At 38.1% G+C, this 24,563-nt stretch carries 23 protein-coding genes; 6 read left to right on the top strand and 17 right to left on the bottom strand.

Annotation, left to right across the window (positions count from 1 at the left end; translation table 11 throughout):
- The first annotated feature begins 78 nt into the window (after nt 1–78).
- Nucleotides 79–294 carry a hypothetical protein gene (locus B2107_RS19300; protein WP_293957349.1) on the top strand — a complete coding sequence of 72 codons (216 nt, stop codon included), beginning with the start codon at nt 79–81 and terminating at the stop codon, nt 292–294.
- A 127-nt stretch (nt 295–421) separates the two neighbouring features.
- Entirely contained in the window at nt 422–661 is a 240-nt protein-coding gene (locus B2107_RS19295; protein WP_293957348.1) for a hypothetical protein, read from the top strand.
- A 198-nt stretch (nt 662–859) separates the two neighbouring features.
- On the opposite strand, the gene B2107_RS19290 is transcribed toward B2107_RS19295, so the two are convergent.
- Complete coding sequence (locus B2107_RS19290; protein WP_293957347.1) at nt 860–1,246, bottom strand: SRPBCC domain-containing protein; 387 nt, start codon at nt 1,244–1,246, stop codon at nt 860–862.
- 88 nt (nt 1,247–1,334) lie between these two features.
- Between B2107_RS19290 and B2107_RS19285 the strand changes: the two genes are divergently transcribed.
- A complete protein-coding gene (locus B2107_RS19285) occupies nt 1,335–2,696 on the top strand; it encodes a methyltransferase RsmF C-terminal domain-like protein (protein ID WP_293957346.1) in 1,362 nt (453 codons plus the stop codon).
- A gap of 60 nt (nt 2,697–2,756) precedes the next feature.
- Here B2107_RS19285 and coaBC read toward each other — a convergent pair whose 3' ends face one another.
- Genes coaBC through B2107_RS19270 form a run of 3 tightly spaced genes read right to left on the bottom strand, consistent with a single transcriptional unit; the run spans nt 2,757 to nt 5,206 of the window.
- On the bottom strand, nt 2,757–3,953 hold the full coding sequence (gene coaBC / locus B2107_RS19280; protein WP_293957345.1) for a bifunctional phosphopantothenoylcysteine decarboxylase/phosphopantothenate--cysteine ligase CoaBC: 1,197 nt from the start codon (nt 3,951–3,953) through the stop codon (nt 2,757–2,759).
- A gap of 10 nt (nt 3,954–3,963) precedes the next feature.
- Nucleotides 3,964–4,293: a DNA-directed RNA polymerase subunit omega gene (locus tag B2107_RS19275; RefSeq protein WP_293957344.1), complete on the bottom strand. Its 330-nt coding sequence runs from the start codon at nt 4,291–4,293 to the stop codon at nt 3,964–3,966.
- Complete coding sequence (locus B2107_RS19270) at nt 4,277–5,206, bottom strand: outer membrane protein assembly factor BamD (RefSeq protein ID WP_293957343.1); 930 nt, start codon at nt 5,204–5,206, stop codon at nt 4,277–4,279. The genes B2107_RS19275 and B2107_RS19270 overlap by 17 nt, the downstream gene beginning before the upstream one ends.
- A 242-nt stretch (nt 5,207–5,448) precedes the next feature.
- On the opposite strand from B2107_RS19270, the gene B2107_RS19265 reads away from it, so the two are divergent.
- Together B2107_RS19265 and B2107_RS19260 are read left to right on the top strand one after the other, a co-directional pair.
- Nucleotides 5,449–5,724 carry a NifU family protein gene (locus B2107_RS19265; RefSeq protein WP_209582127.1) on the top strand — a complete coding sequence of 92 codons (276 nt, stop codon included), beginning with the start codon at nt 5,449–5,451 and terminating at the stop codon, nt 5,722–5,724.
- Nucleotides 5,725–5,781: 57 nt separating this feature from the next.
- Nucleotides 5,782–6,429, top strand: a complete 648-nt coding sequence (locus tag B2107_RS19260) for a hypothetical protein (RefSeq protein WP_293957342.1) — start codon at nt 5,782–5,784, stop codon at nt 6,427–6,429.
- Here the strand turns inward: B2107_RS19260 and B2107_RS19255 are convergent.
- The 11 genes from B2107_RS19255 to polA all read right to left on the bottom strand — a co-directional run bounded on the left by B2107_RS19255 (nt 6,426) and on the right by polA (nt 19,917).
- Nucleotides 6,426–7,655: an FtsX-like permease family protein gene (locus tag B2107_RS19255; protein ID WP_293957341.1), complete on the bottom strand. Its 1,230-nt coding sequence runs from the start codon at nt 7,653–7,655 to the stop codon at nt 6,426–6,428. The genes B2107_RS19260 and B2107_RS19255 overlap by 4 nt on opposite strands.
- A gap of 5 nt (nt 7,656–7,660) precedes the next feature.
- Nucleotides 7,661–8,302 (bottom strand): MBL fold metallo-hydrolase, encoded by a 642-nt coding sequence (locus B2107_RS19250; protein ID WP_293957340.1) that lies wholly within the window; start codon nt 8,300–8,302, stop codon nt 7,661–7,663.
- A gap of 44 nt (nt 8,303–8,346) precedes the next feature.
- Entirely contained in the window at nt 8,347–9,093 is a 747-nt protein-coding gene (locus B2107_RS19245; protein WP_293957339.1) for a shikimate dehydrogenase family protein, read from the bottom strand.
- Nucleotides 9,094–9,191: 98 nt separating this feature from the next.
- Nucleotides 9,192–10,604: a tetratricopeptide repeat protein gene (locus B2107_RS19240; protein ID WP_293957338.1), complete on the bottom strand. Its 1,413-nt coding sequence runs from the start codon at nt 10,602–10,604 to the stop codon at nt 9,192–9,194.
- Nucleotides 10,605–10,785: 181 nt separating this feature from the next.
- On the bottom strand, nt 10,786–12,174 hold the full coding sequence (locus B2107_RS19235; RefSeq protein WP_293957337.1) for an OmpA family protein: 1,389 nt from the start codon (nt 12,172–12,174) through the stop codon (nt 10,786–10,788).
- Between the two features lie 243 nt (nt 12,175–12,417).
- Nucleotides 12,418–13,428 (bottom strand): inorganic phosphate transporter, encoded by a 1,011-nt coding sequence (locus tag B2107_RS19230; RefSeq protein ID WP_293957336.1) that lies wholly within the window; start codon nt 13,426–13,428, stop codon nt 12,418–12,420.
- 36 nt (nt 13,429–13,464) lie between these two features.
- On the bottom strand, nt 13,465–14,112 hold the full coding sequence (locus B2107_RS19225) for a DUF47 domain-containing protein (RefSeq protein ID WP_209582087.1): 648 nt from the start codon (nt 14,110–14,112) through the stop codon (nt 13,465–13,467).
- Between the two features lie 89 nt (nt 14,113–14,201).
- A complete protein-coding gene (locus B2107_RS19220) occupies nt 14,202–15,239 on the bottom strand; it encodes a sensor histidine kinase (protein ID WP_293957335.1) in 1,038 nt (345 codons plus the stop codon).
- Nucleotides 15,240–15,302: 63 nt separating this feature from the next.
- Nucleotides 15,303–15,956 (bottom strand): phosphatidylserine decarboxylase family protein, encoded by a 654-nt coding sequence (locus B2107_RS19215; protein WP_293957334.1) that lies wholly within the window; start codon nt 15,954–15,956, stop codon nt 15,303–15,305.
- Between the two features lie 24 nt (nt 15,957–15,980).
- Nucleotides 15,981–17,111, bottom strand: a complete 1,131-nt coding sequence (locus tag B2107_RS19210; protein ID WP_293957333.1) for a toxin-antitoxin system YwqK family antitoxin — start codon at nt 17,109–17,111, stop codon at nt 15,981–15,983.
- A 4-nt stretch (nt 17,112–17,115) separates the two neighbouring features.
- The gene (polA, locus tag B2107_RS19205) at nt 17,116–19,917 is read right to left on the bottom strand and encodes a DNA polymerase I (protein WP_293957332.1); all 2,802 of its coding nucleotides are present in this window, start codon (nt 19,915–19,917) and stop codon (nt 17,116–17,118) included.
- A 107-nt stretch (nt 19,918–20,024) separates the two neighbouring features.
- Here polA and rsgA point away from each other — a divergent pair, with 107 nt between their 5' ends.
- Entirely contained in the window at nt 20,025–20,945 is a 921-nt protein-coding gene (gene rsgA / locus B2107_RS19200; RefSeq protein ID WP_293957331.1) for a ribosome small subunit-dependent GTPase A, read from the top strand.
- A gap of 122 nt (nt 20,946–21,067) precedes the next feature.
- On the opposite strand, the gene B2107_RS19195 is transcribed toward rsgA, so the two are convergent.
- Together B2107_RS19195 and B2107_RS19190 are read right to left on the bottom strand one after the other, a co-directional pair.
- Nucleotides 21,068–23,515, bottom strand: a complete 2,448-nt coding sequence (locus B2107_RS19195; RefSeq protein WP_293957330.1) for a hypothetical protein — start codon at nt 23,513–23,515, stop codon at nt 21,068–21,070.
- Nucleotides 23,481–24,518: a hypothetical protein gene (locus B2107_RS19190; RefSeq protein WP_293957329.1), complete on the bottom strand. Its 1,038-nt coding sequence runs from the start codon at nt 24,516–24,518 to the stop codon at nt 23,481–23,483. Before B2107_RS19190 ends, B2107_RS19195 begins: the two co-directional genes overlap by 35 nt.
- Nucleotides 24,519–24,563: the final 45 nt, after the last annotated feature.

Raw genomic sequence — 24,563 nt, 5'->3', positions numbered from 1 at the left:
TCCTAAGAAAGTAATGGTAACATTTTATAAAGTGGCTTATTAAAATGAATGGTCTATTAGAGGGTACTAACTTATGTAATGAAAAGATATAAATTATTAAGGTTGGGCCAAATGATGACCGCTGTTTTCATACTTATATTTTCCACAACACTTTGTGGTCAAAAGAAAAAGGAGTATGCGGATTGTATTGTTTTTATAAATGGTGATAGCTTATACGGAAGAGTTTCTTCAGTTAAAGATGGAAAATTAATTTGGAGTGATGGGGATGAGCAAATGGAATTTTTTCTAAACTAGGTTTATCGTGTTTATCAAATAAGCAAAGACAACGTATTCGCTCCTTCTTATATAGAAAAAGGATTGGAGAAGGTCAAAAATACAAAGCCTCAGGTTTTTCGGATAAATAAAGAAAAATCAGGGGGAATTGAAATTTGCTGAACTAGTTCAGGATGGTCAAATGATGGTTTATCATTTTAAAAGTTCAAGCTTTGCAGTTGACGCGGGAACATCTAGGGCTCTTATCGGTTTCACAACAACGAAATATTGGTGTGTTCTTAAACGCTGTTCGGGAGAGATAATTGAATTGAATGATGTTGTGGAAGATATTCTAGGTCATGATGTGAAACAAAGGGCCAAAAGCATTATCAGCATTAGTAAAAGATGAACCTATAATTTTAAAGGGATTCTTACTTGAGCGAAAATATAGCTACAAATTGTTTCTAAATTATATAAAAAGGTACAATGAAGTCAGGTTAAAAAAAAAGCTGGAGCGGAAATCGTTGGGGAATATTTAGTTTACTAGGTTATTGGCGTCATTTATAACGCCAATAATCTAGTAAAAGATATTGTGGGGTATAGGAGTTTACCCTTCCTCCGTATAAAAATCAATTAATGACGATATATAAGGATCTTCCCAACCTTGCGAGATATTTTCAAAATCTTCATCGGGTATATTTGTCTGTCTAATTTCTAGGGACGTTCCTCTTTTATGTTCATGCAGTTTTAGTGTAACGATAGAGGGAGTGTCTGTTTCTCCAAAATACCATTCCTGTACGATTTTTGTCGAAGGTTGTAGTTCCAAGAACCGGCCAGTAATAGCTCCGTCCCATAGAGAGAATTCTCCATTAACAGTAGCGTCTATGGACACCAGATCACCTGTCCAAAGACGAGCCGTAATTTCAGTAGTTAATGCGAGATACAGCTCCTCTGGAGTTGCAGGAATAATAGCATATTTCTTGAATTCTTTCATAATGCAAAGTTACGCTTTCTTGTAATTTACCACTTATTTTGACTTCATTTTTATTTATCTTAATTTTATCGCAAACTATGAGGACAACATGAGTAATTTTCTGCCGAATGCTTTAGTGAAAAAATTAGGAGTGAATCCGTTATTTGATAAAAACGCATTTATAAAAGTACATGAGGAGGGGATTCGGGCTACGGCAATACGCCTTAATCCAAATAAACTGGAAGAATGTCCATTTGACAGTAAGGGTAAAGTGCCTTGGTGTAATGCAGCTTATTATCTCCAAGATCGTCCAGTGTTTACATTAGATCCTTTATTTCATGCCGGTGCTTACTATCCGCAAGATGCCTCTTCCATGTTTATAGATCATATTATTCAATGTTTGAAGCTAAATCTACATGCTGTTCGGGCGTTGGATTTATGTGGCGCTCCCGGCGGAAAGTCTACGTTATTAAACAGCAGCCTCCATCCCGATTCGCTCTTGGTTGCTAATGAAATTATTAAGAGCAGAGTTACAATTTTGCAGGATAATTTAATGAAATGGGGAAATGCTAACACAGTAACAACAAATAACGATCCTGCTGCCTTTAATCGTCTTCCTGGATTTTTCGATTTAATAGTAGTCGACGCGCCTTGCTCTGGGTCTGGTATGTTTAGAAAAGATGCCGATGCCATAGAGGAGTGGTCCGAAGCTAATGTGAAACTTTGTAGTGAAAGGCAACAGCGTATTTTGGCTGAAAGTTTGACAGCCTTGAAGGAGGGGGGCTATCTGTTCTATTCGACATGTTCTTATTCATCAGAGGAAAATGAAGACATCGTCGATTGGCTATTGGATAGCGGCGATTTTGAATCTGTTGAAATAACGGTTGAAGATAATTGGGGAATTGACCATACTTTTTCTGTGAAGCATCGCGGACACGGCTATCGGTTTTATCCACATAAATTAGGAGGGGAAGGTTTTTTTATTGCTGTTCTTAAGAAAGTTGGTGAACAGGAAATGTTTAATAGGAAAAAGATTAAACCCGAAAAGTCAGATGTGCCCAAAGGGATTTTAAATGATTGGATTTCAAATAGTGATAGTTTGCACACCTTCCTTCATCATGAAGATATATATGTTTTTCCAAAAATGTACGAAAACGATCTAAAATATCTTCAAAATGTACTCTATCTCAAGAATGCAGGAACTAATGTGGGTAAGCTCAATAGGAAAGAGTTAATACCGAGCCATGCATTGGCTTTGAGTAATTATTTAGTAGAGTATAAGTCGGTAGACTTATCGCTTGAGGACGCGCGTAATTACCTTAGAAAGGAGAATATCGTTGTGGATACATTTGCTGGTATCCAAGGATGGGCAATAGCAAGGTTTCAAGGCCAGCGATTGGGCTGGATGAAGGTATTACCTAACCGAATCAATAATTATTATCCAAAAGAACTTCGAATTGTAAATTTATAAGATCTGCTCGTACATCTGTACGAATAGTGTTTCGGGAGTGCTTTCTTATAAAAGTTTTGCCTAAGAAAGGCTGACGATAATTGAGCAGATATCTTCGGCAACTTCCTCTTTCGATTTTAGGCTAAACTCATGGATATTCCCTGATCGTTCAATTATAGTAACCTTATTTGTGTCGGTGGCAAAGCCAGCTCCTTTATCCTGCATGGAATTGAGAACGATAAAATCTAGGTTTTTTCGAATCAATTTATCTTTGGCATTTTCCAACTCGTTATTGGTTTCCAATGCAAATCCAATGAGCAGTTGTTGCTCATTCTTTTTAGCTCCTAAAGTAGCCAGAATATCGACTGTTTTCATCAGTTCAATAGCGAATTTGTTTTCTTTCTTTTTTATTTTTTGGGAGGCTACATGAATGGGAGTGTAGTCTGCTACAGCAGCGCTCATCACAACAATATCCGCCGTTTGGAAGTGTTCTTCACAAGCACCTAACATATCGGCTGCTGAGGTTACTGAAATTTTAAGAATACCTTGAGGACTTTTCAGGGCGCTGGGTCCTGAAATAAGGGTGACATCCGCTCCAAGTTCTTTGAGTTGCGCAGCGATGGCATAACCCATTTTTCCACTTGAATGATTGCCAATAAAGCGGACTGGGTCTATAGCTTCATAAGTAGGGCCGGCAGATACTAAAGCCTTCTTTCCCGACAAAGGGAGCCCTCGGTCTGAAAATTTAACTAAAAAATCCATTATTTCTTCCGGCTCAGCCATGCGCCCTTCACCTATCAATCCACTAGCTAATTCCCCGTTCCCCGGAGGAATTAAGATATTGCCGTAAGAACTTAGCTTTTTGATATTGGATTGTGTAGAGGGATGTTTCCACATATCTAAATCCATCGCCGGAGCGAATAGCACCGGACACTTCGCTGATAGATATACGGCTGTTAGCAAGTTGTCGCACAATCCAGTGGCCATTTTGGAAATGGTGTTTGCTGTTGCAGGAGCGACTAAAATGTAATCAGCAGATAGCGCGATTTCGACATGATTATTCCATTCCCCGGTATTTGGCTGGTAATAATCAATAAGCACTGGTTTTTTGGAAAGTGTAGAAAGTGTAAGCGGCGTGATAAAGGCCGTGGCTTCTTTTGACATAATTACGTTAATCTGGGCATCTGCTTTTATCAACATGCGGATGAGGGGTGCAATCTTGTATGCGGCAATACTGCCGCATACAGCAATTACAATATTTTTCCCAGCTAAAGCCATTTTTTACGGATTAGTCCTGCTCTTTCGAAGGATTTCTGTAGTAAACTTTATCGTTTAAAAATTCATCGATTGCAACCAAAGTAGGCTTTGGCATACGCTCATAATGTTTTGAAATCTCTATTTGTTCGCGGTTTTCGAATACCTCTTCCAAGTTATCGTTATTACTTGCAAACTCCGCAAGTTTTCCGTTCAATTCTTCTTTAATGTCTACTGCAATTTGGTTCGCGCGTTTAGAAATAACTACAATAGATTCATAGAGATTGTCAGTGCCTTTGTCCAATTGTCTCAAGTCACGTGTAACTGTAGAATTTGGAATTGAATTATTATTTTTTTGACTCATCTTTTTGGGTATTTTCTTGTTCTTTTTTCGCCTTTTGTTCTTTGATATATGCTTCCTGTTCTGAAAGAGCCTTATTATAATCTTTCACCTGGGAGAGTGCAGTTTTAATGCCTTTTTCAGAATTTTCCCGAAGGGATTCTGCTTCCTTCATATGCTTGCTGTTTGGAAAATTACTTGCGAAGTTACGGTAATAATCCAAAGCTTCATCAAATCTACTTTCTTGTTTCAGGAAGATACTTTTTGATGCATATATGTATTGAGCCTTTAATGTCAAAAACTCAATTTCTTCTGCATATTTTGTATCAGGGTATTCTTTTAGGACATTTTGCAAAGCAATGACCGCCGCCCTATAATCATCATTAAGCCCCATGTCGTAATACAGTCTTGCATTGGCAAAAGCTTTAAGCTCTAGCTTATCTCTTAACTTCTGAATAAGATCAGAGGCTTCTTTAGATCGCTCAGATTCGGGATAAAGATTAACAAAGAGCTGTAATGCGTCAATTGCCTTTCGTGTATTTGCTTGATCCAATGTTGATCTTGGAGAATCCAAGTAATAGCAATAGGCATGCATAAACCTACATTCTTCTGCTCTTGCACTATTGGGGTATACATCAGCAAAATCTTTAAAGTGAAATGCCGCTGACGTATAATCTTTCAAACGGTAATTGGCAAATGCCAAATAATAGTAAATATTTTCTGCTTCAGCTTGTCCGCGGAATTTCGTCCGCAAGTCATCAAACAAAACTAACGCCTTGGTATATTTCTTTTTTTCATAAAGTTTTACAGCCTCTTCGTATTTTTGAGCGATATTATTGCTTGCGCGCAATTTCTCAAATTTACTCTTACAACCAGTAAATACCAATAGAAACATCATGCCGGCACAGATAGCCGCTATACGCCTATTTAAAAACATTTTACAAAGATAAGTGAATTTGTTATACTAATCAATTAAATTTTATTGCGCAATATAGTTTAATAATTTTTTGATCGCAAAAACATGATTTCTTATTAACATACTTTAACTCGATCAACAGCGCGAGATGAAGATATTGTCATATACTTGTTGTTTTTGTGGGGGCATTTAGGCCTAAGAATATACATTTTAAAATATTTGACTATCTTTACATATTACAATCATTGAATAGCATTAAGAGTATGACATTAAAAGAAAAAGTTGAGCAAGCACTAGATACCTTGAGACCATATTTGGAAACTGATGGCGGAAATGTGAGTGTCGAAGAGATCACAGCGGATAATGTCGTGCGTTTAAAATTATTGGGAGCATGTGCTTCATGTTCAATGAGTATCATGACCTTCAAAGCGGGCTTAGAACAGGCAATAAGGAAGGCTGTTCCTGAAATTACAGCTGTTGAGGCAATTAATTTAACAGATCCCGACTCTCCCGAAGCGACTCTACCCCCTGTTAATTAGTTGTGCTCTTAACACAATTTAACGGCTAGTTCGGCTACTTTTGTTTAAATTTGTTCTATGAAGTTGCTGATTTCAATATTTCTTATCACCCTTTTGACTTTTTTCTTTTCCGCATCACATGCTCAGGAAAGGAAGATTGTTCAATATTCTGGTATTGTCACAACAGTTGGATCTGGGCTACCGGTAGGTTATGCAACAGTCACTAATTTATCTTTCAGAAATGAAGCATTTGCCGCAAATAATGAAGGTTACTTTTCTTTTGTAGCACATGTAGGGGATACCATTCGTTTTACATCTGTGGGGTTTGATCCACTAATGGTCACTATTCCTGAAGTCAAGGGCGACAAGTATACAGCAAATATCGTTATGCAAAATCTCGTTACGGAACTACCGATGGTAACCCCATACCCCTGGGCGAGCATTGAAGAGTTCAATATTGCCTTTATGAATCTTGACGTTTCTGAAGATAATATTGTGAGAGTAAGAAGATCCTTATCTTATGAATCTTTAGCTGCAATGGCTGCAGTAATACCGCGTGATGGAAACGAAATGCGATCAATTAACAATGCGCAGAGCTTCAATACGATGAATAATAAGGTCATCAATCAGCGATATGCTAATCCGTTGTTAAATCCTTTTGCTTGGGGTAATTTAATCCAGCAAATTACTAAGGGAAGTAAGAGCCGAAAAACTTCAAATTATTAATTTGTTGTCTTCAATTTGCTTAATTCTTTGACGCTTACTTTGGCAGAAAAGTAAGAGACTAGCGCAGAAATGCCAGTGACTGTTACAAAAACCAAAAGGTAATCGCTCCATTGACTTACCATAGGGTAACTGTCAATAATCGTATTTGCACCATCTTCTACGCGAATAATTCCATAAGTTGATTGTACATAATTAAATATTGCACCTATCAATAGCCCTAAGAAACAACCGATAACAGCTATCATGAGGCCTTCGTAAAAAAAGATGCGTTGAATCAGGTCATTACCACCGCCGAGACCTTTCAGAATCGTCATATCCTTTTGCTTGTCCAGTACAAGCATTGTTAGTGAACCCACAATGTTAAATATTGCAATAACGCTAATCAAGGTCAATATAAAGAAAACCACCCATCGTTCTACGCGTACATTTTTATATAAAGTTGGATTTTGTTCTTCTCTATTCTTTACGATATAATCAGGCCCGATTTTCTGTTGTAATAGCCGCTCGAACGCATTGATGTCTACGCCATCTTTTAGATAAAATTCGATTGATGAGACACGCTGATATTCTCCAAGAACCTCTTGGGCAAATGAGATTGGGGTAATGATCAAATTGTCGAAATCTTGTTGATAACGCAATACTGCGCCCGGAGTAATCGATCGTATATTAAATTCCTCAGCAGGATTTGATGAATTTTTCACCCCTTTTCTCGGAGAATATACTTGAATTTGCTCAGCAGGTTTTTGTAATGGAATCCCCAGGTTGGCCTGGACACTTGCGCCTAGAATGGCCAGATTAATAGAATCGTGTTTAAGCTCATATTGACCGTCTACAATAATACTGTCTCCGGTTGTTTTACTTAGTGATTGCGGCTCAATTCCTTTTATATTAGCAATAAATTGTCTATTTGAATATTGTAGTAATACCTTTTCTTGTAGAACTTCCGTGTAATGAATCACGTTCGGGTCTTTTCTTAATTCATCAAAAGCTGCACTTTTTGTATCGAAAAGTTTTCCCTTGGAGGGTTCTATCTTGAGTTCTGGAGCAAACTTACTGTACATAGACAAAATAAGTTGTTCCATTCCATTGAAGGAGGAAAGCAATATAATCAATGCAGCACTACTTACCATTACACCGATTACACTAATGGATGAGATAATATTAATGGCGTTGACAGATTTCTTGGAAAAAAGATATCTTTTAGCAAATAGAAAGGGCAGATTCATGACTCTTATTGTCGAATAAAAGGATTGGAATTTTTTTCAAAGCCAATCGTTGTGGATGGCCCGTGCCCAGGATATACAACAGTATCATCGGGCAAAGTATAGAGTTTTGACTTTATACTATCCAAAAGCTGTTGATGATTGCCTCCTGGAAGATCTGTCCTACCTATGCTGTTGCGAAAGAGCACATCCCCTCCAATCAGAAATTTTTGATGAGCAGAGTAGAAACAAATATGTGCTGGAGAATGACCCGGTGCCAGAATGACTTCTAGTTCGTCATTCTCCAAGTAAATGGTATCACCGTCATTTAAAAATGTTTCTCCAATTGGAGAGATGTCATATCGGATGCCCATTTGAGGGGCATAATTCTGAACAGCTACTAAAATAGGTACTTCACCTTCATGAAACTGTGGCAACAAACCATATTTTTCATGAACAAAATTATTTCCTAAAACATGGTCAATATGGCAATGTGTATTTAATAGAAGTTTAGGTCGAAGCTTATTGTCGGCGACAAAACTTACTACTTCTTGCTGCTCGTGCTCTCCATACATGCCCGGATCAATGATAATTACATCTCCAGACTCGTTGTATAGTAGGTAAGTATTTTCCTGATATGGATTGAAAGTAAATGATTTGATCGTAAGCATATAGGTAAAATTACTGATTTTATTGATTTCTTACTATGGAAAGATTAACTATTCCAAATTTCCCAATTCTTTTCTGCTTGAAGGACCAACATTTCATATCCATTTTTGATTCTGGCTCCCATTTGTTTACCTTTTCGTAAAAATGTAGTTTCCTCTGGGTTGTAAATTAGATCATAACAAAGATGGTTCTCATTTAAAAATTCGTAAGGAATTGTTGGCGATTGTTCTGTATGGGGGAAAGTACCAACAGGTGAACAGTTAATAATCACCGTATGGTCTGCTAGGATAGCAGCATCCAATTCATCATAAGTCAATTGGTTTACGCTCTTTGTTCTGCTTACGAGAGAATGCATTATTCCAAGTCTATTCAGCGCATAAATTACTGCCTTTGCAGCACCACCATTGCCTAATATTAAGGCTTTTTTATCAACTTTGGGATTGATTAACGGTTTTAATGAAGCCTCAAAACCATAGGCATCAGTATTGTAGCCTTTTAGCTTTGTTGTGCCATCTACAGTATGGCTGATTCGAATACAATTGACGGCTTGAATTGCGCTGGCCTCTTCCGAAAGCTCATCCAAATAATCCATAACTTCAATTTTATAAGGAATGGTCACATTCACACCATAGAAATCTTTGTTGGAGGCAATTTTTGAAAAATCAGCTATTTGAGGGATGGGATATAAGTCATAATCCACATCGATTATTTGCTCTTGGCGGAATTTTTCTAAATAATATTTTTTTGAAAAAGAATGCCCTAATGGGTATCCTATTAGCCCTAGTTTTTTCATTTAAAGTGGGAAGATTAGGTTGTTGGAATATGAATGGCGCTTTAATTTTGATATCCGGTCATACTTTGGCAATGACCGGATATAGTGCCTATACTATATTAATCTTTCGGCTTTGTATATTTTTTGACAATTTCAATAATAATCTGATTCCCCTGAAGCTGTGGGAGATAATCAAAAAGGATATGATACTTATCCGGGTCAGTTGCTAAACCAAGTTCCAAAAAGTTTAGTGCGTCGTTATATTGTCCATTGGCGAATAGATATGCAACAATCCGGTAGTATAACTCTGCCGCATTCGGATTCTGTGTGATCGCATCGGAAATTACATCTATAGCTTCTTCAATTTTACTTTGTTCAAATAGAATTGAGGAATAATCCAGCCATGCATCGATATCAGTTGGATTTAAGCTAACGACTCTTTTATAAGCTTCTTCTGCTAGGTCTATTTGCTGTAATTTATATCGTGCATCGGCGATTGCAAACCAGTAATCTGGATTTGTATCCTCAAGTTCCAATGCTTTTTTATAAAAGTGTAGCGATTCAAAGTAACGTTCTTCGAAATCTAGGGTGACCCCAATGCCAAACCAGGCATCCGCAAGTTCACCATCTAATTTGACTGCCTTTTTATAGTAGTTTCGAGCCTCTTCCATCTGCTCCAGTTTTTCATAACATTCACCTATTGCGCAATAGGTATCAGCGCTGGGTTGCTCATATTCAAATGTTTGCTTGTATACGTCCAATGCTTCTTGGTAGCGATCTAAATTGACCAAGGCATTTCCCTTATTGAAATAAGCTGAAGAAAAGTCATCCTTGATCAATATTGCATAGTCATAAGCATCCAATGCTTCTTCAAACCGGCCGATCTTATGATATGAATTTCCCAAGTTATACCACGCGTAGTAGGAGTAAGGGTCTGAATCTATGTATTTCTTATAAAAGGAGATACTTTCTTCCTGTCTATCCAATACGTCATAACAATAAGCCAATTCATAAAGTGCTTCTTGGTAATCCATATTGAGTTCAAGAGCTTTTTTTAGATAAATGATGGCTTTATCATAATTCATTTGGGCCTGAAATATCATCGCAATATGGAAATACACCTCATCCTTATTGTCCAATAAAGGAAGAGCTTTAAACAGCTGTTCCAAGGCATCGTCGAATTTTCCAATACCTCCTAGTATACCGCCGCGGATCAAAAATATATCTCCTTCGGAGGCTTCTAATAGTTCCGCTTTATCCAATGCAGCGAGTGCATTCTGATATTGTTGAATCGTTGAAAACAGTTGCGCTTGTTTCAATAGAAATGTAATATCAAAGGGATGCTGGCTGATTGCGAATTCTGCGACCTGCAGCGCCTTAACAGGATCATTTTTTTCTGCGTAGTAATCAATAATTCCTTCAAAAGCTTTGGAGTCAAAAAAATACTGATCCTCGTTTCGAAGCATTTCCTCATATCTGTCCACCGAGATTTTTCTTTCTTCGGGGTTCTCAAATTCAAAATCCTCTTCCATTCTCAAAAGTTTAAAATCAGTATCCTGTTCTTTAATTCAAAATACTAATTTCTTATCTAATTTAATGGAACTAATTTTCCACAAATTGGATATCGTTCACAAAGTTAAGGATAAATACGTGTAAAATGAAAAAGCCGGCTTAATAGCCGGCTTTTACTATAATGGTATATATTTTATACAATTATTTTTTGATCTCAACGCGACGGTTTTGAACGCGACCTTCTTCAGTAGCATTAGATGCAACTGGATTTTTCTCTCCGTAACCGTTAGCAGTGATGCTTGATGAAGAAACACCAGCATTTACTAAGTATTGTTTTACAGAGTTAGCACGGTCTTTAGATAAAGTCATGTTATAAGCTTCAGAACCTTCAGCAGATGCATAACCATCTAATTGTACAGATGCATTGTTATCACGTAACTCTTTAGCCAATTTGTCTAATGTAGAGTAAGATGAAGTTTTCAATACTGAGCTATCAAATTCGAATTGAATTGGAGCATAGTAACCGTTAGAAGTAGTAGAGCTAACAACTGGCTCTGGGAATTTGATTGGACATCCTGAACCATCTACTGGAGTACCAGCGGGAGTTCCAGGGCATTTATCAAATTTATCAGATACACCGTCACCATCAGCATCAGCGCTTAATGTGTTAACAGTACCTTCTAAAGTGCTTACACGTTGTTTTAATGCTTCAACTTCGTTTCTCAATGAAGGATCTTTCAACTCATCGTACATTGTAGCAACTGGGTTAGCAAAAGTCAAGTTTTGTTTGTCTCTTGAACCTAGAGTGAATTCTAAACCAGCCATTACTGTAGAGAATTTACCTTTGTAGTCTGTACGAGCTGGACCATACAATAAGTTATCATCAGTGAAGTTCATCGTGTAACCTAAGTTCAACGCAACTACTTCAGATAATTTAAATTTAGCACCAACACCTACTGGAACGAAAGCTGTCAATTTGTTATCGCGGTCACCTTTGCGTTCGCGATCTCCAAAAATACTTGATCCCCATTTCTGACCATCAGGATTGTTCGCGACATTGTATACTTCTGTACCTGTGAAGTCATTATTAGCAAATTGAATAGGATTATTTGCTAATACTCCTAAACCTACTTTAGCATAGAAGTTAACTGCATTTTCTCTTCTCAAGAAATCGATAGTACCTAATTGGAATACACCGTTCAAGCTAGCAGCCCAGTTTACGTCAGTTTGTACCGATTTTGCACCCAAAGAATTTTCTGCAATAGGTCCAGATTGATTGTGATTGTAAGTTTTGATCTTACCACGGTTTGCTTCTAATTCTAAACCAAAAGTGTGAGAGAATTGTTTACGAATAGTTAATCCGTAGTATTCACCAACTTTGTTTTGGAAGTAACCTACTTTTTGTCCAAAAGCATTTGATCCAGGAAGAATTGTGTTTGGTGTAGTAATACCACCTTGCACACCGATAGACCAAGTTCTGTATTGTGATCTACCACCGAATACTTGTTGAGCTTGTGCTGTACCAGCAAAACCTAAAGCGGCAACTAATGTAGCAGCAACAGCTGTTTTTTTAATTGTAGAATAGTTCATACTCTTGTTTTTAAGGTTATTATTAATTTTAATTGTTTTCAAACTTAATTATCTTTTATCAACACTTGGAACAGTACAATTGCCGTGCCAAAGTCTTAAAGTTATGTTAAATATTTTGTTTCCGCTATATTTTGTACTAAATTAAGGATTTAATGTGAAACAACAAAACAAAAATCCGCTACGAAAGTACCAAATTTTTGTTTTGTTTCAATACGTTTAAGAAAAAAATTAAGGTTTTTTTTTCTAAAGCAAATAATGTACAATCAATAGCGACAATCCACCTAACACGGCTGAAACCGGAATCGTTAATATCCAAGCCCATAACAAACTGATTGTGACACCCCAGCGGACGGCCGAAACACGTTTAACGACACCAACGCCTATGATTGCTCCTGTAATGGTATGTGTTGTAGAAGCCGGAATACCAAAATGTTCAGTAATACCTAATGTAACCGCTCCCGCTGATTCAGCACAGACACCTTCCAGTGGGGTAACCTTTGTTATTTTGGTTCCCATTGTTTTTACTATTTTCCATCCACCACTCATTGTTCCAGCTGCAATAGCCGCATAACAAGTTAATGGAATCCATTCCGGCATGTGTTCTGTCGTTGGGACATAACCACCCGCTACCATAGCCACCAGGATAATTCCCATTACTTTCTGAGCGTCGTTACCCCCGTGTGCAAAACTTAGTGCTGCAGAGGAAACAAGTTGTAATATTTTGAACCATTTTTCGGCAACACTTGGTCTAGAGTTTTTCGCCAGATTAATGACAAGTAGGGTAATGATGACGGAAATCGTCATACCTATGATCGGAGCGAGCACGATAAAAGCAATAATCTTTAGGGTAGCATCAATATTGATAGCATGAATTGGATCTGCGCCCAGAATAAATGCATAAGCCATACCAGAACCAGCAAATCCCCCGATAAGCGTGTGTGAAGAACTTGATGGTACGCCGTAATACCATGTGAACAAGTTCCAGCCAATTGCTGCTAATAATCCCGCAAAAATTACTTCTAATGTAATGTATTCTTCCAATACTGTTTTTGCAATGGTATTGGCGACCTTATGGTCTGTAAAGTAGAAGTAAGCGGCAAAGTTGAATATTGCAGCCCATAAAACTGCCATTGCTGGCGTTAAAACTTTTGTTGATACAACTGTCGCAATGGAATTGGCTGCATCATGGAATCCATTGATGTAGTCAAAAGCAATTGCCAGGACAATCACGACAACGAGTAATGTTGACATCATAATCTCGTAGAATTTTTGTGCACTTATATCGAATGATTATGCGTTTTTAACTAGAATGCTTTCTAATACGTTAGCAACATCCTCACACTTATCCGTTGCATCTTCCATTGCAGATAACACTTCTTTGTGTTTAATTAATGAAATTGCATCTTTTTCAAACTCAAATAGGTCAGCTACAGCCTTATCAAAGATATAATCTGCTTTGTTTTCAACACTGTTGATTCGCACGCATGAATCTGTAATGTTTCGGATATTTTTTAAGTCTCTAAGCTCATGAATAGCTTTTGACACATGTTCAGTGGCTTCAACCAACAAGTCCGCAATTTCTATCATTGGTTCAGTCGCTTTTTCAACTTTGTAAAGGTCCATTCTGTTGGCAGCACCGTGAATAAAATCGGCTACATCATCCAATGAACTTGCCAAAGAGTGTATATCTTCGCGATCGAAAGGAGTGATGAAATTCTTTCCTAACTCCAAATGAATTTGATGTGTGATATTGTCGCCCTTGTGCTCCAAATCTTCCATCTTGCGCGTAAAATCTTTTTTCTTCTCAGGATTGCTTGAGTTTACAATATCTTTTAACAACTTTGACATCTCGATCAAATTGTTGCCGGCTTGTTCAAACAAAGGGAAGAATTTTTTGTCCTTTGGAACGAAGTACTGAAAAATGCTATTTAAAGACATATCTTAAAATTATTTTTACAAAAGTAATACCTTAATGTTAAGTTAATGTTAACATTGATTTTGTTTAAACACAAAAGTGTCATCATTGTTTAGTTTCCGGCTTGCACGTTTTGTAACGTAAACCCAAATGTGGTTCCGATACCCTCCGTACTGCGCACATTGACATTTTGCTGATGTGCTTCAACAATATGCTTAACGATTGCTAACCCTAACCCAGACCCTCCTATATCGCGTGATCGGCTTTTGTCAGTTCGGAAAAAACGTTCAAATACGCGGCTGAGATTTTTTTCCTCAATGCCATAGCCGTCGTCTGTAATTTCGATAAGAACCTGCTCAAATAATGGGAAAATCTTAATTTTTGTTGTTCCACCTTCTTTTCCATATTTCAATGAGTTGTCTATCAAATTATACAGTACTTGATGTATTTTATTGCGGTCTGCCTTCACCCAATGTGGTGTTCCGGCCTTAGGTCTGAATTCGATTTTGATGTTGTGCTGTTTGGCTTTGTCTTCAAGGGATTCTGAGGTGTCTTTGATCAGGTCGACAATATCAAATTTTTCGATATTAAGAACCATTTTGCCAGATTCCAATTTAGATATCTCATCCAGATCAAGAATTAGATAATTAAGGCGATCAAGATTTCGGGCAGCTTTGTTGAGGAAATTTTTTGCCATTTCCATATCCTCTTCCATAAGGCCGTCCTGCAGCGTCTCAATGTAGCCCTGTGTAGCAAAGAGTGGTGTTTTGAATTCATGGGAAATGTTGGATAGAAACTCTCTTCGAAATTTTTCCTGTGATTTTAATTGTTCTATCTCGTTTTTTTTATCTTTTGCCCATGCTTTGACTTCATTTTCAGCATCTGTAATGGGGTCCTCGCTGATATGTTCTCCGATGGCATCTTTAAGATCTTTGCCAAGTTTGAGATTGTGAATGAGTTTATACATGGTGTTGAGACGCCGATATATATACTTCTCAAATAAATAGTTAAATAGAAGAAAACTCGTTACCACCGCAACACAGAAAATGATCAATGCTGTCTGCAGCTCGTGTTTATAATAAAAGCTGATTGTGGATATTGCAACACCAACCGCTGCTGAGTTTGTCAATAATAATTGTCTAAAATTCATTTGTTGAATAAAAAAGGCCCCTAATTTGGAGCCTAAGTTACTTATAATGATATTAATAAATTGTTAAAATTTCCCAATGATGGTTTTAGCTCCTGTAACTTTATCACCAATGTTGACATTGATTTCAGTGCCCAAAGGGAGGAATAAATCTACGCGGGAACCAAATTTGATAAAACCAAACTCATTCCCTTGCACCACTTCGTCATTTTCTTTTATATACCATACAATACGGCGTGCTAGGGCTCCCGCAATTTGACGGAAAAGAACCTCTCTCCCTGCTTTATCTTTGACAACGACCGTTGTTCTTTCGTTATCGGTGGATGATTTGGGATGCCAGGCCACTAAAAATTTTCCAGGATGATATTTAAAGAATGTAACCAAACCACTAATAGGATTTCTGTTAACGTGTACATTAACTGGCGACATAAAAATCGAAACTTGAATACGTTTATCGTGGAAATATTCATTTTCTTCAGTCTCTTCGATAACAACAACTTTCCCGTCAGCCGGACAAAGAATGATCCCATCTTCTGGATTGAACACTTTTTTAGGGCTTCTGAAGAACTGAACAACTGTAATAAACAGGAATGCTGATAGGGCATAAATAAACCATTTGACATATTGCGAAGCATCATAATAATCCGCAACTGCATTGATAATAAAGATAAAAAGTACAGCGATTGCTAATGTGGTGTATCCTTCTTTATGAAATTTCATATCTATTTATTTCTGCAAAGATAGTTATTTACTCGAATTGTCTATTTGTCTTTCAATTTTAATTGAATGGGTGTATACTTTTCCATCATTCCCTGTTGTAATACTCCCAGACACTTTTATGAGGTCATCCTGTGGCTTATTCTCTTTATAGGTAGGGAAATAGAAATCAATGCTTTTTGCAATGCCGCTTAAGATTCCATCGAAAGACTCACTCCCCGAATCTGAAACTAACTTTAGGTTTCTCAGATTAGCCATTCCTGTTTTCTTTACCTCCACCAGGTATGAGAAGTTTACTTGTTGGGTAATTTCAATCCCCTTTTTATTGAGATTATCGTTAAATCGTTTCGCGAGGAAAGCATAAAAGTTAGCATAGTCATCAAAGCTGCACGATTTGCTGTTAAATAGTTCTGCCCGCATGAAATAGTCATAAGGGAGGATGCTTAGCGACAAAAAATCTTCACTGTTAAGTTCTCCATTGTCATCATACGTTGTCGTAAGTACACCATTTGAAAACCGTTGTGTCATAGCATACACAGGCTGCTGGCCAACATTATAGAAATACGTATTCCAGTTTCCCTGGGGCTTGCCATTTTTCACCTTCCCTTTACGTAGGTAAAAATCAAACCCAAATTCGGTAAAGCCTTCAAAAGGAATGGAAAATTCATAATTGCCCTCACCATCCGTTACTTCTTGCCTTCCCCTATTGTCCCAGTAATCTTTAATAAAGTAGCCTTGCTCGCTATATGTAATGGTTAACAACGGCTTTCCGTCAGGATAGTAAAATTTCCAGTCACCAGTAGGAAAATTATTTTGGAAAGTTACCTCCCATTTTAATACGCCGTTTGGATGATAAGCTTGAAACAAACCCTCTTTTTTACCGTCTGTGTAATGTCCGACGAGTATTCTATTACCATTGGGGGCAAAATCGCGAAATTCACCTTCGAATGACTGTTTGGTAAAGTCGAATTTACTAACACGCTCGATGGATTTGAACTCGCACTCTTTCGAAACGAGATAGTAGTATTTGTCGAAATAAAAACGAATCAGCCCCTGATCTAATTTTTCGTAGAATACAGGCTTCTCATCCTGTGCGTAAAGGGTTGTAAAACTGCACACAGAAATGAATAACAATAGATGGATGAGTTTTTTAATCATAATATTAGTGCGCTTCAAGCCAATTTTTGCCCTCTCCAATTTCTACAACCAAAGGTACATTTGTTTTGATTGCATTGGTCATTTTATCCTGTATGATTTGCTTAAAAAGCTGTATTTCGCTTTTAGGTATGTCAAAAACCAATTCGTCATGTACCTGCATGATCATTTTACCCGATAAGCCTTGCTGCTCAATTTCATTTTGAATGGCAATCATGGCAAGTTTAATCAAATCTGCGGCCGAACCCTGGATAGGTGCATTAATAGCATTTCTTTCCGCAAATCCCCGAACTGTCATATTTGCCGAATTGATATCTCTAAGATAACGCCTCCGCTTTAAAATTGTTTCAACATAACCCTTCTCTTTTGCAAACTCGATCGCATCACTCATATATCTTTTTATCCCTGTATATTGGTTAAAATACTCGTTGATGATATCCGATGCTTCTTTGCGTGAGATGCCAAGATTTTGGGAAAGACCAAATGCCGATTGACCATATATAATACCGAAGTTGACGGCTTTAGCGTTGCGGCGTTGTTCAGAAGTAACAGCATCAAAATCGGTATGATATACTTTTGCGGCTGTTGCCCGGTGGATATCATGACCTTGACTAAATGCCTCCATCATATTTTGATCGTTACTTAACTCGGCGATCAGGCGCAGTTCAATTTGCGAATAATCGGCTGATAGAATCACGTTCTCTTCAGATCGTGGAATAAACGCTTTTCTTACCTCTCTACCTCTTTCGGTACGTATCGGGATATTTTGTAAATTCGGATTAGTCGAACTCAGACGTCCAGTTGCAGCAACAGCTTGATTGTAAGATGTGTGAATTAATCCTGTTTCGGGGTTTATTAACTCCGGCAGTGCATCCACGTAAGTTGATTTTAGTTTTTGCATTTGCCTGAAGTTTAAAATATCTTGAACGATGTCTGATTTATGAGCTAACGCCAGTAATACATCTTCTCCCGTTTTGTACTGTCCCGTCTTTGTTTTTTTCGCTTTGGGATCCAACTGCAGTTTATCGAATAAAACTTCACCCAATTGTTTTGGGGAAGCAATGTTGAAATTTACACCTGCTTTTTCAAAAATAGATCCCTCGAGGTTTTTGATGTCCTGCTCCAAAGTTTTTGAAAATTCTTCGAGTGCCGGAACGTCAATTTTTACACCATTTCGTTCAATTTCAGCGAGTATATATACTAATGGGAATTCAACATCCTGAGCGAGTTCTATGGTGTCGGTCTCGATAAGGAGAGGTTGAAATATATTTTTTAACTGTAATGTGATATCTGCGTCTTCGGCTGCATATTCCTTAATTTTTTCAATCTCCACATCGCGCATGTTTCCTTGTTTCTTGCCTTTTTCCCCTATAAGCTCAGTGATGGATACTGGACTGTAATTAAGATAATTTTCTGCGAGGAGGTCCATACCATGACGGGTATCTGGATCAATCAGATAATGTGCAACCATCGTGTCAAAAAGAGGCCCTTTTACTTTTACACCATATCGTGCCAAAAGTAAAATATCATATTTGATATTTTGTCCCACTTTTTCGATGTTCGGATTTTCAAATACTGCCTTAAAAATATCGACTACAGCTTGTGCTCCTTCACGGTCTGCCGGAGTGGGAATATAGTAAGCTCTGGCATTTTCAAAGGAGAATGATAAGCCTACGATGTCCGCAAGATTAGCATCCAATCCTGTCGTTTCCGTATCGAAACAAAAACTATTCAAAGAAGACAGCTTTTCGGCAAGCTCTTTTTGTTTTTCTTGCGTATCGACCAAAACATATTCATGCGCGGTATTATGTATGTTATTTATTGCTGCATTTTCGACGCTTACTTCGGTAACAATTTCGGTCGTGGTAATTGTAGTTGTTGTTGTCGAAAATAAATCCATTTGGCCAGTTGTGGCGGCACTTCTGTCGAGAATGGAGAAATCTTCGCCGAAAACCCGCTTTCCAAGTGTTCTGAATTCTAGTTCCGCAAATAGTGGTTCAAGAATTTCTTTGTTTGGATCTTCCAGTTCAAGTGATTTTTCGTCAAGGTCAATTGGTACGTCCAATAAAATGGTAGCTAATTTTTTAGAGATAAGTCCTTGTTCAGCAAAGTTTTCCACGTTTTCGCGCATTTTTCCTTTGAGTTGATCCGCGTTAGCAATAATACCTTCGACAGATCCGTATTCCTGCACAAGTTTTTTTGCTGTTTTCTCACCGATGCCCGGTATACCCGGTATATTGTCTACAGCGTCACCCCAAAGGCCGAGGATATCGATGACTTGACAGACATTAGAAACTTCCCATTTTTCCAAAATTTCTTTGACACCTTGTACTTCTGCTCCGTTACCCATCCGGGCAGGTTTGTAGATAAAAATATTGTCCGATACGAGCTGGCCAAAATCTTTATCCGGTGTCATGCAATAGACCTGAAAATTTTGTTTTTCAGCTTTCTTTGCTAAGGTCCCGATAATATCATCTGCTTCGTACCCATCCATTGTAATAATCGGGATATTGAAGCCTTCGATTAAACGGTTTATATAGGGAATAGAGGACGCAAGATCCTCAGGCATAGACTCGCGGTGCGCTTTATAAGCTTCAAATTCAATATGTCGGGCGGTAGGAGCTGCGGTGTCAAACACTACTGCTATATGAGAAGGTTGCTGATTTTTCAATACGTCCAAAAGCGTATTGGTAAATCCCATGATTGCTCCTGTATTTAACCCATTTGAGGTAATTCGGGGAGTTTTGCTCAATGCAAAATAAGCTCTATATATAAGAGCCATTCCATCTAAAAGAAATAGTTTTTTCACAAAATTGAATTTTAGTGTCTATTGCAAAGGTAAGAAATTCATTAACGGGTAAGTTTAATAAATTTTTCCGATTTTTGCAGCATGACACATTTAATGCAGCAGGAGTTATGAGAGGATTGGTAACTAAATCGACCGGTAGTTGGTATCAGGTTTTGGGCGAAGATGATCAAAGATACGATTGTCGGATCAAAGGAAAATTTCGCACCAAAGGGATAAAAACAACGAATCCTGTCGCTGTTGGAGACTGGGTTCATTTTGAGGTGGAGCCGGATCGGGAAAGTGCCGTCATTTATGAATTGGAACCTCGCCGGAATTACATTATCCGTAAATCAGTCAATCTCTCCAAGCAAACCCAAATTATAGGAGCAAATTTGGATCAGGCATTTTTGGTGGTGACCTTGGCCTCTCCACCGACTTCCTTGGGATTTATTGATCGATTTTTAGTGACCACAGAAGCATATGGTATTCCGGCAGTAATAATATTCAATAAATTGGATCTGTTCAGTGATGAAGGATTGGAGGTTTTGGCAGACTATAAGGCGATTTATACGGGTGTCGGATATCCCTGCTTTGAGGTCTCTGCCTTAACGGGGATAAATATAGATGTGGTCAAGGAACTGCTTAAGGATAAAATAACATTAGTGTCAGGACATTCAGGAGTGGGTAAATCAACATTAATCAATGCGATTGTTCCAGCATATGGATTAAAGACCGGTGAAATCTCCGACTGGTCTGACAAGGGAAAGCATACGACCACTTTTGCTGAGATGTTCGATCTCCCTTTCGGCGGGAAGCTGATTGACACGCCAGGCATTCGTGAACTGGGCATTGTTGACATCGAGAAACAAGAACTATCTCATTTTTTTCCAGAGATGCGTGCTTTGATGAACCAGTGTCGATTTAATAATTGCAGACATATCAACGAACCTGGCTGTGTTATCATGGAAGCAGTGGAAGAAGGGCGGATCGAAAGTTCGCGCTACGATAGCTACCTCAGTATGTACCATAATGAAGATAGCAGAGCATAGTTAACAAAAAGGACTTTTTATTTTATCATCAGAAATGCCCCCAAAAAGTGGCTAACTTTTTGGGAACACTCCATACATGGGAAGCAATTTCTAGTAATATGATTGAATCCTAATACAAATGCCTAGCGTATCGCTTGGGTTAAATTTAAAAAGTCACGAAGATAGGTGCACTCTCGCGAAGCGATCGTAAAGAATGGTGTGTCTTTGTATTGTGCTCCCAACTCCTTGAAATATTTATTTTGCATCGCAAAGCGATAGAATGGATTCTTTAAAGGTGAGTCGTAGTATTGCCAACGGGACTCATTGGTATAAACAAAATCCTTCTGCTCACATTTGGCGAGCATAAAAGTGCATTTAGCTTTGAAATCCCTATCTGTACTGAGCGAACGGGCCTTGTTGTACCATTCTTTTGCTGATTTCGTTTGCAGGTAATTCCGTTGCCAGTGCAGTGTAGAAGCTGCGTGATTATCTATAGAAGACCATTCATAAGACACCATCGACCATGCATTTCCATAGGTACTTGTTTGGTAGATTCCTGTTGCCATTTGGAAATAATACTCGGCTTTTTTCTGGTTGTTCTTTTCCGTTTTTATGGCATTTTCCAAGCGTGCCATGCGTTCAGCATATTTTAGCTTAGTGGTGGACTGTTTGCCATATTTTTTTGGGTAATCATTTATAGTGACAATAAACGGATTGGGCTTGAGGTCTTCTTGCTCCTCGCTATACCAATTCTTAATTTCCATTTCCTTATGATCTTTAGGTAGCCCTGCAAGGGTTTTAGCGGCTTTCTGAAAGTCAAGTTCGCGCAAATACGTCGTCCCTAATAATTCTGTGAGATAGTCTCGATTGAAATGCTTGATATCTTTCAGCAAAAATTTGGATAAGGTCTGCTGCTGGCCGTTATCTGTGAGCAAATTTCTGATCTTTAGTAACGTTTTGGGCGTTAGGCTATTTTCCCAGAAATGCATGGTTGACCATTGCATATTTTCCTCCAGTGAATCCTGCGCAAAACCATAGTTGTAAAAGATGTCAGCTTTCACCGCTGCCAAACTTGCCATGGCCGTATCCTGAGTATTCAAGTAATGTTTTACCACTAGGTTCTGTAAGATATTGCGGCATATTAAGCTATAGTTGCTGTGTTCAAAAGCATTATAATTCCATCTTGGTTCGTTAGTGTCATTTTTACCGTCAAGTTTGGCCTTCTCTTCCAACCAGGTCAATGTTTGTGTCAACTTGATCTCATCCAGTTGCTTGCTATTTTGCCAGTCGGTCAGTTGGGTCAATAAACGGGTAATTTGAAGCTGGTCAACCAATTTAGGGTTGAGTTCGGATTCTTTAATTTCTGAAAGATATTCCTTTGCCAATGTGTTTTCCTTATTTATCCAGCTTAAGTATGCTGCGGTAATAAGTCCTAGTTGCGGTTGCACATATTTTTTATCACGATAGAGCTGCAAGGCAAATGTGCGAACAGAATCCAGGTATTTTTTGGCGTCCCCTTTGTCCTCATTCCTTGAATAATAGGTATAGCTATCTCTATTGAGATAAAAAGACTCGTTCATTTCAGCTTCTATTTTGTTGACTTCGCGACCTAGTAAAACTGCATTTATGGTATTTGCTGGGTCAAGCTGATAACATTCGCTTAAATATTTCAGGGCACGACCGCTATTGCCGAAGCCTATAATGGCGTTAATGTTGAATTTGTCTGCATCATTTTTGGCGTATTGAAAAATCTCGGCATCACTCGCAGTGATATAGTGGAAATTGGAGTAAGCCAATATACGTCGTTCGGGACTCATGGTAAAGAGTTTAGAAAAGAGGTATGCAGCTTTTGCTCCATCACCATTTTTTCGCACAGCACCAGCATAATTCGACAGTGCCCAATTGAGAATGGCATCGTTCCCTTTTACAGGCTGCAGATACTGCTCATAGGTGGTCATACTGTTGGTATACTCATGCCCAAATAGATATAAACGGGCTGCCTGATAAGCGTAGCGGATATAGAGGAAACTATTTTTTGGGTATTTGGCGATCTGCTGTTCGGCAAGTTCGGCAAATTGTATGATTTCTTTAAAATTTCGTGTATCAGGGTCCCAATAACTATGTTGGATATTGGTAATAGGCTCCTGTTTTTTGGTAAATATAAAATAAGCTCGCTCTGCCTCATGTTTTCCATCAATCAACGTCTTTAAGAAGGTGTTTCCACGAACAGAATCTGGCAAGTTTGACCAAGTAGATTTCTGTTGATTGCTCGCCAAATTGGCCGTTTCAGTATTACTCTTATACATCAATTGTTCGACATCACTAACTTTTACTGCCGATCCAAGATGCTTAACCCAAGCCTCCGCATTAATCAAGCTTTCTTTAACGGGCTCTTCATCACTATAGAGAAATTGGTACGGTATAAATTGAAAAGCCGAAAATCCATTGTCCTCAAGATGCGGCAAGTAATAGGTCGTTTGATTATCATAAGGGTCTATTTCTGGACCGCAGGCGATATTAGTTGCGATCTCTCCGAAGAAGAAAGCAAGTGTTGTGCTAGAAAGCAGCAATAATTTTTTGTAATTCGGCATTGCTATGGTTTACTAGTGTAGCTTGATCTAAGTGATAAAAAATAATTCGATGTTCTTTTCCTTTTAATTCTCCCTTCAAAAATTTTGCCGTTTGTAAGAGATCTTCTTGGTTGACGGATTCAAATCGGATGATATCGTCTTTTTTGAGATTGGCTTTAGGAAGGTCTTTTGTTAAAATATAAAGGTTGGTATTAGGGTTATGGGTGAATAAAGAAGTGTCTTTTATCTCTTCTTCACTGATATGTTTTGAAATGCCGATATAGTTATTATTTCTAAAGACTACAAACCATTGAAATAAGGGTAAAGCAATGTCCATCTCGATAGGGTAGTTGTGTAATGTTCCGCTGAGATAGGTTTTCAGATCTTTTTGGTTTATAATGGAATTCTGAGGGCCAAATTGTCTCAGATTTCCCATGTTATAACACATCAACATGACCTTTCGGACAGGGGGGACTCCACTCGTGACTATGTTTTTGACCTGATGTAGTCTTAATGTTGAGCTTACTAGAATATCTTTCAATGCGGGTAGCTGCTGTAAGTAGGTGAGAAGATAGAAGAATTTATCACGCGAAGTTTTTGTCCAGTCGCAATCCAATTGGAGTTCCTTAAAATTCTCCTTTCCTGCCTGTTTTATTTTGGCTACAATAAATGGTACAATTTTATTAGCCAATGCCCGAATCTGAAGACTATCCATTTCCGTAAAAATACGCTGGTTGACAAAGACTACGGGGATTACCTGCAGCTCTTTTGGTACGGGTTGGGTAAAGGTAATTGGGCTAATAGGAACGGCCTGTACACCCGAAGGGTCAAAATCAATATCCATTATTCTCACATAAATAGATTGCGCATTAATTTCTTTTAGCGAGCGACTTTCTACAGTGTCTAACTGAAATACAGTCTTCCAAAAATAAAAACCTGTGTCATGCGATGTATTAGAACAGGATAGTGAAAAAAGTAATGTGGATAGTGCAAGAAATAAATATAGTTGTGATTTACGCAGCATATTTCCTTTATTTAGTCCTATGTCAAACAAAATGGGATTAATTTT

Source organism: Sphingobacterium sp. UBA7855 (assembly GCA_002500745.1).
GTDB lineage: Bacteria > Bacteroidota > Bacteroidia > Sphingobacteriales > Sphingobacteriaceae > Sphingobacterium.
This window is presented reverse-complemented; position numbering and strand designations above follow the sequence as displayed.